This is a genomic window from Trichocoleus sp. DQ-A2 (assembly GCF_039961915.1).
GTDB lineage: Bacteria > Cyanobacteriota > Cyanobacteriia > Cyanobacteriales > FACHB-T130 > FACHB-T130.
This window is the reverse complement of the sequence record NZ_JAMPKD010000003.1, coordinates 188,061-200,284: the sequence shown is the minus strand read 5'-3', so window position 1 is coordinate 200,284 and position 12,224 is coordinate 188,061. Positions and strand designations below refer to the sequence as shown.

At 46.1% G+C, this 12,224-nt stretch carries 9 protein-coding genes; 1 reads left to right on the top strand and 8 read right to left on the bottom strand.

Features of this window, described 5'->3' with window-relative positions; translation table 11 throughout:
* Positions 1–59: 59 nt before the first annotated feature.
* Both NC997_RS03725 and uvrC read right to left on the bottom strand, forming a co-directional pair.
* Positions 60–1,979: a hypothetical protein gene (locus NC997_RS03725; protein WP_190528948.1), complete on the bottom strand. Its 1,920-nt coding sequence runs from the start codon at positions 1,977–1,979 to the stop codon at positions 60–62.
* 179 nt (positions 1,980–2,158) lie between these two features.
* Complete coding sequence (gene uvrC / locus NC997_RS03720; protein WP_190528946.1) at positions 2,159–4,120, bottom strand: excinuclease ABC subunit UvrC; 1,962 nt, start codon at positions 4,118–4,120, stop codon at positions 2,159–2,161.
* Between the two features lie 357 nt (positions 4,121–4,477).
* Between uvrC and NC997_RS03715 the strand changes: the two genes are divergently transcribed.
* A complete protein-coding gene (locus NC997_RS03715) occupies positions 4,478–4,657 on the top strand; it encodes a hypothetical protein (protein WP_190414923.1) in 180 nt (59 codons plus the stop codon).
* 34 nt (positions 4,658–4,691) lie between these two features.
* On the opposite strand, the gene NC997_RS03710 is transcribed toward NC997_RS03715, so the two are convergent.
* The 6 genes from NC997_RS03710 to NC997_RS03685 form a co-directional block, all read right to left on the bottom strand.
* Positions 4,692–5,159, bottom strand: a complete 468-nt coding sequence (locus NC997_RS03710; protein WP_190426574.1) for a response regulator — start codon at positions 5,157–5,159, stop codon at positions 4,692–4,694.
* 1,220 nt (positions 5,160–6,379) lie between these two features.
* Positions 6,380–7,033, bottom strand: coding sequence for a PEP-CTERM sorting domain-containing protein (locus NC997_RS03705; RefSeq protein WP_190528944.1), 654 nt, complete (start codon positions 7,031–7,033; stop codon positions 6,380–6,382).
* A gap of 366 nt (positions 7,034–7,399) precedes the next feature.
* Positions 7,400–8,287 carry an NF038130 family PEP-CTERM protein gene (locus tag NC997_RS03700; RefSeq protein WP_190414926.1) on the bottom strand — a complete coding sequence of 296 codons (888 nt, stop codon included), beginning with the start codon at positions 8,285–8,287 and terminating at the stop codon, positions 7,400–7,402.
* A 754-nt stretch (positions 8,288–9,041) separates the two neighbouring features.
* Positions 9,042–10,211 carry an LL-diaminopimelate aminotransferase gene (locus NC997_RS03695; protein ID WP_190528942.1) on the bottom strand — a complete coding sequence of 390 codons (1,170 nt, stop codon included), beginning with the start codon at positions 10,209–10,211 and terminating at the stop codon, positions 9,042–9,044.
* 105 nt (positions 10,212–10,316) lie between these two features.
* Positions 10,317–10,640, bottom strand: coding sequence for a thioredoxin family protein (locus NC997_RS03690; protein ID WP_190528941.1), 324 nt, complete (start codon positions 10,638–10,640; stop codon positions 10,317–10,319).
* 756 nt (positions 10,641–11,396) lie between these two features.
* Positions 11,397–12,173 carry a PspA/IM30 family protein gene (locus NC997_RS03685; RefSeq protein ID WP_190430263.1) on the bottom strand — a complete coding sequence of 259 codons (777 nt, stop codon included), beginning with the start codon at positions 12,171–12,173 and terminating at the stop codon, positions 11,397–11,399.
* Positions 12,174–12,224: the final 51 nt, after the last annotated feature.

Genomic DNA, 12,224 nt, shown 5'->3' with positions numbered 1-12,224 from the left:
GTCTATCGTAGTTCTTCCCAGAAGGGTGGCATAGGACCAGTGGCTGCAACAACTGGCAGCTATTGTTTCGGAAATGTCTTGCCGACCTCTCTCACGTCGTCTCTGTATTCGGCGATCGTTCGATTGGTATCAGCGTCGTAGCGCAGTCGCACATTACCCACTTCCAGAACGGCTGCCATCCCCGTACCCGTGACAGTTGCTACAGGCGGGATTCCCCTGCCTACAAAGGTAGCAATCCAGATTTCGGCATTTGCCCCGGAAATACTGACTTGCAACGGATCGCCCGCAGTTACTACTGCTGCTTTTGGGTGCAGCACCCAGCCTTTGAGGTAGCTATCACTACCGCCGCGTAGCAAAAAAGTTGACAACCCGCCTTCCATCCCCACCGTTGCAGTGATACCACCATCGCCTTTCTCGTTTCCGAGGTTGAGTTGCCAGGTGTAGGTATGCGCCTCCTCATCCCGAATTCGATCGAGCGTTGCCAGTACAGCAGTATTATCAGTTTCAGAAAACTTGACCAGGAGGTGGCGCTTGGCGCTGCTTAAGCCCAAACTGGCGTATTTCTCCCCACCGTCGATGATGACGTAACCGCCATCTGGGTTGGAATTGAAAAATTCATGCCTTCCCGTTGTACCGCGATCGCGCTGTGCTTTTCCGTCCACCAAGAGGGTGCTAAAAGTGGCAGGGTTGCCAGAAATTTTGGCAGGCCCTCCGATGAAATGATGGTTGTAAGCGAGTAAGCCAAGTTGGAAGGCTTCTGACTGATCCCAAGCATTCTGGTGGCGATCGCTATCTGCCATCACCGACACGAGGATATCGTTCTCATCTTGCCAGCGATCGCGGAAAAAGTAAGCGCCTCTTTTTTCATCCCCCATAGACGAGGGAAACACACCTGTTGGATTAAAGGAAGGGGCGCTTTCTGGGTAATAGATTAGCGACCAGATCGTTGCGCCCCGGTGTTTGTCAAATTTCTCGGCTGGGGTGCCTGGGGCATCTATTCCCATGTGCCGATCGTAAAAGTAGCGGTAGAAGGGCAATAAGCGTGGGGGAACCGATCCGAGGAGGAGACTCGTCCAGCCTTCGTCACCGATGCCTGCACCGGATACGCCAGATTGAAGAAAGTAGCGATCGCCCGATTCATTCATCATAAATGCACCGGCGTACATGACCAGTTTCCAGAAATGTCGCGCGGCAAAATCGGCGTCAAGGTCAGTATCCCCAACACTCCGGAGGGCATAAACCGCTGGAACTAAAAAAATCCCTGCATAACTGTCATAACCAATTCCTTCCTGACTTAAACCCAACTGACCGTAAGCGTTGATTAGGTGAGTTTTCAGCCAACCCTTGAGCTGACTGTATCGCTTGGCGCGGTTGCCTTCCTCGTACACAGCCAACATCATCACGAGTTCCCCGCCTCGACAGACTGCTACCCAGTTAGAAGCCATTGCTGGATTAGTGAGGTTGGGGTGGCGGAAATTCTTCCAAATATCGAGGGCGATGTTAATTTTGTCTTTAATGTAATCTCGCTGCTGTGGAGTCCAACCGCGATACGCCCAATCATAGGCGATCGCAAAATTTTGCCCCACCGTCGCCCTAGATAGCCCATATTGCGCTTCCGGCAGGCGGTTATCTGGGTCTGGATCTCGGTGGATGAGATGGAGGGCTTGGTAGGCAATATATGCATACTTATTTTCATTTGTCAATAAGTACAGCAGCGCTGCTTCCCGTGCCAGATAGGAACGGGCATAGTTCCAGTTACCGTCATTCGGGTTGCCATCATAAATGCGCCAGTTGTTCTGGGTTACTCGCGCTTTCAGGGCATCGAATGCTTGCTGATGATGCGATCGCGGCACCCGAATTGCCGATCGGATTTGTTCGAGCCGTCTTTGAGTTAGAAATAAACGCGGGTGTGCTTCGTCAGCTAGCACCTTGAAGGGCGCTAGAACTATCAGCAGACCGATGAAGATACGGCTTTTCACCTCTTTCGTCCTCTGCGGTTTAAATTTTGTCTACAGCAATCCTCTTTGATTTGTAAGATATTTTTTTAACGAACCGCCAAGGACGCAGAGGACGCGAAGTAAGAGAGGGAGAGAAAGCAGAGGATTTCATGAATCACTTAAGATTGCTATTGAAATCAGGGTGAATCGCTTTTGGCATTTCAAGCCGGATGGAAATAATCGTAGATTTCCTGGGCTAATTTAGGGCCAACACCAGGAGCCTCAGTTAGCTGCTTTGGAGTTGCTTCGCGAATATAATCAATGGAACGAAAATGCGCCAAGAGTTGTTTCTGTCGCTGAAAGCCCAATCCAGGGATTTCATCTAAACGCGATCGCCTCAGCTTATCGCTGCGCTGCTGACGGTGGAAACTGACTGCAAATCGGTGCGCCTCATCCCGCAGTCGTCGCAACAATTGCACCCCTGGTTGTTCTGCATCCGTCTGTAACGGTGAAGACTCACCCGGTGAGAAAATCTCCTCTCGCTGCTTGGCAAGACTAACAACTCGCAAGTCTTCCATTAAATTCATTTCTTGCAGTACGGCGACAACTGACGAGAGCTGACCTTTCCCGCCGTCAATCATTACTAAATCGGGCCAATCGGGATTCCCAACTCGCTGCATTTGCGGATCTTCAGCATACTTGCGGAAACGCCGCTGGATAACTTCCGCAAGACTGGCGAAGTCGTCCGAGTGACCGGCAGTAACGGTGGGATTCTTAATTTTATAGTGGCGATAGTGCTGTTTTGCGGGTATAGCGTCAATGAAGACTACCTGAGACGCCACTGCATTCGCTCCCTGAATGTGGGAGATATCGTAGCCTTCAATCCGGTGGGGTAAGTCGGGTAGGTCAACAATGGCAGCTAAATCTTCCATTGCTTGGGTATTGCGATCGCCTAATCGTTGCATCCGCGCTAGTTCATACTGGGCGTTGCGCTCCACCATCTCAATCAATTCTGCCTTGGTTTGTCGCTGGGGGGCAAGTAGCGTTACTTTTCGTCCTTTTCGCTCCGTTAAAAATTCTGTGAGCATTTCCCCTTCTGGCAACTCGTGCTGCACTAGAATTTCTATCGGGATTTCTACGGACTCTGCATTTGCGTAATGTTCCTCTAACACCCGCTGCAAGATGGCTCCCGGTGTACCTGATTGCGCTTCTGCCACAAAGCCTAAACGACCAACCAGTTTTCCCGCACGCATCTGGAACAATTGGATGCAGGCGTGTTGGGCATCAGCAGCCAGAGCGATCGCATCCCGCGAAACGGTATCATCTGGCAAAGATACTTTTTGGTCGGCACTCAAAGACTTTAACCCGGCGATTTGGTCGCGCATCCGCGCTGCTACCTCAAAGTTTAGCTCTTCGGCTGCCTTTTCCATATTCGCCGTTAAAATATCAATCAGTTCTCCGGCTCGTCCTTGGAAAACCATCGCGATTTTTTGGATTGTTTTGCGATATTCTTCTGGTGAAATCAACTTTTGACAGACGCCTGGACACCGCCCTAAATCGTAGTTTAGGCAAGGACGATCTTTAAATAAAGGTTGCGGACGCTGGCGGATTGGGAAGAGCCGTTTTGCGATTCGTAACGTGTTTCTCAGCAAACCTGCATCGACAAATGGACCGTAATATTTATCTTTCTCTTTTCCCAAACGCCGATTGCGAGTAATGAAAATGCGGGGATATTCTTCCGACCAAGTAACCAGGACGTAGGGATATTTCTTATCATCTTTGAGCAGCACGTTAAAGTAGGGTTGATGCTGCTTAACTAGGTTGGCTTCTAGGGCGAGTGCTTCGGCTTCAGTGTCGGTAACGATGAATTCAATTTCTGCGATTTGCCGCACCATCATCATAATGCGATCGCTCAATTTTTGAGAGTCGCGGAAATAAGAGCGAACTCGCGATCGCAATTTTTTCGACTTGCCAATGTAGAGGATGCGATCGCTAACATCCTTCATAAAATAGACCCCTGGTTCTGGCGGAATTTCTTTCAGACGGCTTTCCAGGCGTTCTGGCTCTTTGAGGAGCGGCAGGATTTTTGTAGATGCGATCGCTCCTTCAGCCGATAGATAACCAGCTTGAGTTGTGGCGGGAAATAATTCGTTCCCATTTCTTAGGGTTTGCGGATCTGTCATCCTAATACACTCCTAGACAGCAGCAATTGTTAATTTTTAAGTCGCGCCCTTGAACAAACAGTAACGGATTTTTTAGCTGGTAAAATTTCGTAGCCACCATTTTTATTTAATTCTAAATATCAGTGCAAATTCGTAATTAACGTTTTTTACTAACTTCACAACTCAGTAAAAATTCGCATTATTTTTAATTTTTAAACATGAGATCTCTTTCCGGAAATCAGTTAAGCTTTCTTGAAGTCATTACCAGGTTAGATAAAGTTATAACGAATAATGCTAATCTTTCAGCTTTTAAGTTGAAATTGGTTTTAAAATGCTGCTACAACATTTTTTGCTCACTACCTCCCTCTGGTTAAAATTATGAAATTGGAAGAGTTTGAGAATCAATATCGGAACGCTATGGATGACACGCTCAACCAACTCCAGACAGTGATCTTGTTATTGGCACAAGTAGAAGCTCAGGTTAGGGGAATAAGTTCTTCTGTGCAAAATCTAAGCCTCACCGTGGAAAAATACATTAACGAAAATAAAAGTGAATAACGATTGATTTAATTGCCAGAAATTCACGAAGTCGTTAATGAATTTCTTCTGCAATAGCTTGTCTCAAAGAAACTAGATTCACAGGTTTAACAAAGAACCGACGTGCCCCCAAAGTAAGGGCACGCTCTTCATCTGCTTGAAAAGCATAGGCGGAAACGACAAACACGGGGATGTGGAGCCAGTCTGGCCTTTCTTGGATTTGCTGGAGTAGCGTATAGCCATCAATGTCTGGTAATTTTAAGTCTAGCAAAACTAAGTGCGGCTGAAACTCAGCCATCGTCTGAAAAAAATCAGCCCCCCCGGCTAGGGAGAAAACTTGGTATCCCAGATAACCAAGATAGTCATTTAGCAGCTGTCGATTCGTTTGGTTATCCTCAACGAGCAAAATTCGCTTAGGAGATGCTTCAGCACTAAAGTCGGAATTCGGGTTGAATTGTGAGCGTTCAGTCTCACCGCTCCCGTTAAATTGACCTGGGAAGATAGTTAAAAGTGATATAAGCATTAACCGAATCCATTGCACTCAGTGTAGCTATAACTTTATTAATAAGTTATCCGGTTAACAATAGATCAAAGTTGAATGGCACTTAACTTTTTCTCTGAGAAACTGTCTGCGAAGTGTCAAAAGTCGTTTTGATCCCCCCAGCCCCTTGAAAAGGGGGAGAATCCACTCATGAGTCCCCCTTTTTACGAGCGTTAGCGATCGCGTAGCGGCACTCTCTTTGCGAGAGGGATGCCCGGTATCGGTATAGCGGCACTCTCTTCGCGGGGATGCAAGGGGGATCGAAGGTGCTGCAATGTAGCAATAGAAACTTTGCAATAGAAACTTTTCAAACATCCTCTGAACTAAAGTACCCTACCCTTCGGGAATACTAACTCGAACGGGAACGCCTACAGCGAACGGACGCGTTAGCGAAGCGGCACGAAGTGCCATTCGAGTGAAGTTCAGGTTTAGGCGAACTTAAAAATCGACGTGCTGGGGTATTAGCAGGATACTTATCCTTTCAGTATGGCTTAGTGTATCTCTGGCTAAAGGAATTTCTAGTGTCTGAAAGAGTTTCAGCAGCGTTGCAATGTATGGCACTCCCAGCAAAGTCGGAATGAATTCAGATAGGCGAGTACTCTGGCAAGACAATTTTGATGATTTGTTCCAGAGGTCATTAATGGCGTCTCTAGGGTAAACAAACTCTTTAGATTAAGCGGGGCATAGTACAAGACGAGTGACTCCTGAAAAGCATCTTTTCATCCCTCAGTTGTTCAAACTAGACTCCTCAACAAGTTAGCTGTTTCGTTCCCACAATGCTCCAGAAGCTCCAAGAGCAAGGATTCTAGGGACACTGCCTTCGGGTGCATCTCGTTTTTAAAAACATTATTTATCATTGAGGACCCTACTCTAATTCCCGTGAATCAGAATTCTTCCTTGTCTTGGCTCCGAAAAGCGGGGAGATTAAAGAGGGTACGGAGAGAGTAAATCTTGCCTTGCTCGGCGAACGGGGGATTGAGGGGGTTCCTCCATCACAGAAGTATCTGTTAGACGTAATTGGTGAAATGGTATCACCTGGAAAAATGCTTAAAAGAAGCGGGGGAAAAATAGAATTTCTTCCTTACCGTTTACGGTAAGGGATTAGGTGACATTCCGGATTGCAACAACGCTTAAATTGCAACAAAAAAAGGGAGCCATCTGCTCCCTACTTTTTTAGGCTAAGACTGTGGAAGGTGCAGAATTCATGCTGTTTTTTGCAACTTGCGCTTAGCAGCAAAGAACCCACCCAAACCAATTAAACCTAACAATGCGGAAGGTTCGGGTACATCGAGGGGCGTTGCTGTCTGGGAAACCTTGAAATTTACAGATGCTTTAACAGGGACTTTTCCAAAAATAGGGCTTGACACAGAACCTAACGCCAAACCTTCACCAGAAATATTACAGGTACCACTCAGGCACACTTTAATCTTATCGAACTCATAGCCTTTTACAGTCAAGATATCGGTAATCTTGCTGTAAGAGAAATTAAACGTAGAAAGAAGATCGGTTGGACTATAACTTAAACCCTTGAAGATGGAGCCAAAACCGCTAAAAGAATCAATGGAACCCAAATTACTGAGGTAACTACCAAAATAATCTCCTAAATAACCGAAAGGATGATCGAGGGTTAGTTCTGAATCTCCTGCATCTTGCAGCCTACCGCTGAGATTATCGATAATGTAGCTCTTGTCTACATCCACGGTGAAAGCCCCGAACAAGGAAACAGTGCCACTGACCTTCCCAGAGTAATCGAGTTTTGTCAATTGGGCTGCCTCAACAGGAGCCATACCAATTGTGCCCAAAGTGACAACTGCTGCTCCCGCAGTAGCGATTGATAACTTTACATTTCCTAACATCTTGGTGTCTCCATCAGTTCTCTGATTGTGCTTTCGTACAGCCACCGCAACCGGACTATCAGGCGTGTTATCGGTTTTGCGCTTCAGGTGGTACTGGACTTCTTGGCACCCTCAGTATGTCTGTCTATTTTTTACTAGAACTGTCATAATTTAGTGGTATTTACGGAGAAGTTGGTGAAGTTACCGTAAATTTACTGTGATGTTTGTATAAAAAAAAATCGGCCCGCCTCTTTCTTGTCACCCCGTCAAGCTCTATCACCATGATACGAAAGCACTTTAATTTCTAGGGTGGGTATTACCTACCGGAAACCAGAAAAAAACCCGATTTCTTCAAAAAACCGGGTTTTTAATCAAATAGATAATTTATTAAGCAGTTTTGTTGGCTTTGCGCTTGCTAGCAGCAACCATTCCACCCACAGCCATCAAACCAAGCATGGTAGAGGGTTCTGGCACAGATGCGGGAGGAATTACGCCTTTAAGTGAAACTTCGTAGTTACCACTGTGAGATGAACCATCTGCACCTTTTCCAGCGCTGTTAGTCAAACCACTGTTGGTAGCCGAAAAGCTGTAAAGGTACTGACTTTGACCATCGATGGTAGCTTTTACTACTTCGCTAGCTTGGAATCCATTTTTTACCTGAGATGCAAAGAAGGCGAATTCTGGTTTAGCTTGATAGTATGCTTTCAAATCATAGTGACCAGCAAGTCCGATATTGATGTCGGTGCCACTAGCGGTAACGTAGGAAATGTTCGGGTCACTGCTGCGCTGAAAACCACGAATATTATAGAAAGCTTGAAAAGCCAAAGCTCCGAGACCATTTCCAACGTAGTTTGCTTTACCAGCATTGGTTAAGAAGGCATTAAACCATGTATTTGCAAAGTTGTTTTGCCCGTAACTGGTGTTTAAACCTGCACCAAACCAGTCAGTTGCTGTTAGGCTGCTGAGGGTGAGGTTTTTGCCTGCAACTGTCCCTGTAACGCTAGTTACAGCGTTAGATGCCATAAACTGTGCATTAGTCTTAGTTTCGCTGCTGGCAAATAATTCAATGTTGCCACCTGGTGCGCTGCTGTTACCACCTAGAATGCTATCTAAGTTAGCGTTGGGGTTGATGTAGGTACTGCTACCTTGAACATCGTAGAGCAGGTAGTCAGAACCCGATATGCTGAAGGCGGATGCTGGGGCCGTAGCGATCGCACTGAAGCTTGCGGCCAACACTGAAGCGCTGAGCAAAATTTTCTTGATAGTACCTGTCATTTTGTGTGTCTCCACAAGTTTTCTGTCTAGATGAGTTTTGCTGGATAACGCGCACAGTATCTAGGGCGCGGTCAGTTTTAGATCGGGGTTAACAGTTCTAAATAAGTAGGGACAACAATCAGTCGCCCGTCTTCTTAGCCTTGTCTTTGTTATTTGCTTGTCTCCATTTAATATAGTCAAATAACCAGTCTCACTCGGTAAACTTTTGATGATTTCTAGTAAAGTTTGAGTAAAGATTGAAGGCAAAAAACAATTTTATGTTCCCGTATACTGACCGTAAAAATACACAGTAATAGTAGACATAAACCTAAGACTAGGAAGACTATCCAAAATATAAATTCTGTCAAGAGTAGTTTCCATGAGAGTCTTAAGCTATTTCAGCATTTAACTTGCTTTAGGGGCATTGCCAGTCTTGAGTTGTTACAGAGGCGATCGGATCTCGCATCTATACGTTAGTTGCCACCGCTTTCTCATAGGGCTGAATGCTGACGACAAAGCATCTATTTGAATCTAGGCTGCAATAACTGCTTAAAAACTTACTGCTTTTAGCTGGATTTTGTACTTCCAGTTGTTTCTCATTTCAAGAAACTGACGGAGATTTCAATGAACTAACCGTAAATTTACGGTTATGTCGTTCGCAAAAAAATTGCTTCGCTCTCTTTTAGAGGCGAAGCTAATCAGCTGTTGTGCTTTTAATTTGACTAGGCGCAAGTCTTGTACTTGCAGATGTTTTAGGTAGCGATCGCTAGTCTTCTCACTTACGCATTACCGGCGATATCTTTTCAACCGCCATTTCTAATATGCCTGGATCGTGTACCAGCGCAAACCGTACATATCCTTCTCCAGATTTACCAAAACCGGCACCAGGTGAGGCAGCAACGCCAGTAGTTTCTACCAAATGGGTGCAAAAGCTAATGGAGTCCTGTGCCCACGGTTCTGGCAATTTAGCCCAAACATACATGGTGGCAGATGGGTTGGGAACCTCCCAGCCAATTCTGTGAAGCGCTTTAACAAAGGCATCCCGACGTTGGCGAAAGGTTTCAACTGCCTCCTTAACGCCTTCTTGAGAGCCACTCAGGGCTGCGATCGCTCCATTCAAAATTCCTTGGTATTGATTGAAATCAACTGCTGCTTTCACCTGGCGCAAGGCGCGGATCAGATTTGCATTCCCAATCGCGTAGCCGATGCGAAAGCCGCCCATGTTGTAAGACTTAGATAAAGTAAAAAACTCAATCGAGACGCTTTTTTCGGGGTCGGCTTGTAAGATTGAGGGAACCGCAACGTCTTCAAATACGAGATCGGCGTAGGGAAAATCGTGAACCAGCACTAGATTATGACGCTGGCAAAAATCAACCGCTGTCTGGAAAAAAGATAAGGGCGCGATCGCAGTTGTGGGGTTGTGCGGATAGCTCAGTACCATCATTCGTGACTGAGCCAAAACCGGCAAGGGGATCTCCTCAAACACTGGCAAGAAACCATTTTCCGCCCGTAGTGGCATTGGGTAAATTTGACCCCCAGCTAGGTAAACTCCCCCAGCATGGGATGGATAACCTGGGTCAAGCAGTAAGGCAAAATCCCCTGGATTCAGCACTGCTAAAGGTAAATGAGCGGTGCCTTCCTGGGAACCAATCAGGGTTAGCACCTCGGTTTCTGGGTCAACCGGAATCCCGTATTTCTGGGTGTACCAGCGAGCGGCAGCTTGACGAAAAGCTTGAGTGCCGTGAAACAGCAAATAGCCGTGGGTTTTGGGGTCAGATAAAGATTGGGCGATCGCGTCGATAACCCGATCTGACGCCGGTAAATCGGAAGAACCCAGCGATAGATCGATGATATTTTGTCCCGCCGTCCTGGCTTTTGCCTTAGCCCGATCCATATCGGCAAACACATTGGTTTGCAGGGGTTGTAAACGCTTGGCGAACTGCATATTTAGTCTTTAGTCCTTAGTCTTTAGTCCTTAGTCTTTAGTCTGTTGTCCGGTGTTTTTTGTCTCTCACCGAGCGATAACCAATGACTAATGACTACTGACTGTTTACAGGTGAGTTTCCAGGATACTCATTAATTTCTGCTTCCCAATCGCTCCCTCATAAGATTCAATCACCTCACTGTCCTTAAACAGCCTGAGAGCTGGAAGACCTTCTACTTTGTACTTTGCCACAGATTCGGGATTGGGGTCGCTTTCCATTTTCACGACCTTGAGGCGATCGCCATAAGTTTCCGCAGCGGCTTGCACGACTGGCGATACGAGGCGGCAAGGGCCGCACCAAGACGCCCAGAAATACACTAATACTGGCTGAGTGGCTTTCAGGACTTCTGTTTCAAACTCTGCATCATTAATTGAGATTGTGCTGCTCATGTCACCCCCGATTGACATTTATATTATTGCTTTACCTACTTAACACGGTATTCAAAACCGTTGCCAGCGGGCAGGAAAGCAATCAAGGTTTACGCCTTACTGATTGTAATACAGTACCTCAGGCGGTTCGTTGGGAATGGGGGTACATCAAGGAAATTTGCGATCGCACTTGATGAGTGCAAAAGCTTTATTCAGAACTGTAATCTGGACAGTCGTATCTGTATTTTCTTATTTCCAGTAGTAAAAACTTTATTTTTTTAGCGAACTTATGTCTAATTAATAACGACTGATTCACAACTTTTTCAAAATTAACTAATCGACCTAGGCACGCTCGGCATCACCAAGGCTTATCTCTTTGGCATCAATGTTGCTCCCTTTCGCTAAAACCTACGCCAGCAAGCGAAAATTTATCCTAAAATCTTCAACTAGCAACGCTTCTGAACGTGCGAAACTTATCTGTGTCAAATAGCACTAAACTTCAGAGAAATTTTGCTAACTTCAGCCCTAAACTAAAGTTTTGGCTAAAACCCAAAACCTATCTAAACGGGTTCAAACGCTTACTAGGAAGCTAAAGCTTCCTTTAGCTTTAAGCTGGAAATTTATTTTCAGGCTGCTTGCGTCAATACAGTTTTCCTTAAGTCAGCCAGTTATGGCAAGATAGACCCTCTTAATCCCATCGCCAACGAGTGTCAGATGAATGCAGAGCGGTCTATCAAAGTTTTGATTCGTAGATAAGGTATCGAAAAGTGCAGGAATCTATAGGTTATCCAATTGTCTTTTCAGGTCTTCTAATTCGTTATCAACTGCGGAATTAGATTTAGGGGTAGAGGAAGTGGTTGGGTTTCCTGCCGGTAGTTGCGCTTGGGTGGTGGAAGAACCAGTCAACTGCGCTTTCATTGCTGCTAATTCGTCATCAACATCGTTGCCGGATTCGAGCATGGCAAATTGCTGATCTAAATTATTGCCAGTAAGCTCGGCTGCTGCTGTGGATCGGGCTTCTAGTTCCAAAACTTTTTCTTCCATGCGCTCGAATGCACCCATTGCGGTGCTGGTTCCCAAGCGTCCCACGGTGTTTTGTAGCTGCTCCTGAGCCTTAGCAGCTTGTGCCCGTGCCTTGAGCATATCTTTCTTGGTCTTGGCTTCGGAAATTTTACTTTCCAAGGCAATCAAGTTGCGCTTGAGGGTGTCTACCTGAGTGGTTTGTCCATCCAAGCTAGTTTTTAGGGTAGCGGCAGTGTCAGCGTTTGTCTTCTTGCGTACCAGTGCTTCTCTAGCGAGATTTTCATCGCCTTTTTGCAGAGCCAACTGGGCGCGGTTTTGCCAGTTGTTCGCTTCGGTTTGGGCTTGGTTGTATTGTTGCTGAGTTCGTTTTTGGGTGGCAATGGATCTAGCAACAGCCTGACGCAACTGCACCAGGTCTTCCTGCATATCGATGATGGACTGCTCCAGAATTTTTTCTGGGTCTTCAGCTTTGCTGACCACATCGTTAAGATTGGCTCGGACGACTCGGCTAATGCGATCGAATAATCCCATGACGCTGTTTATCCTCTTGGCGTGTACTAATGGTATTTCCAGGCTTTGAGA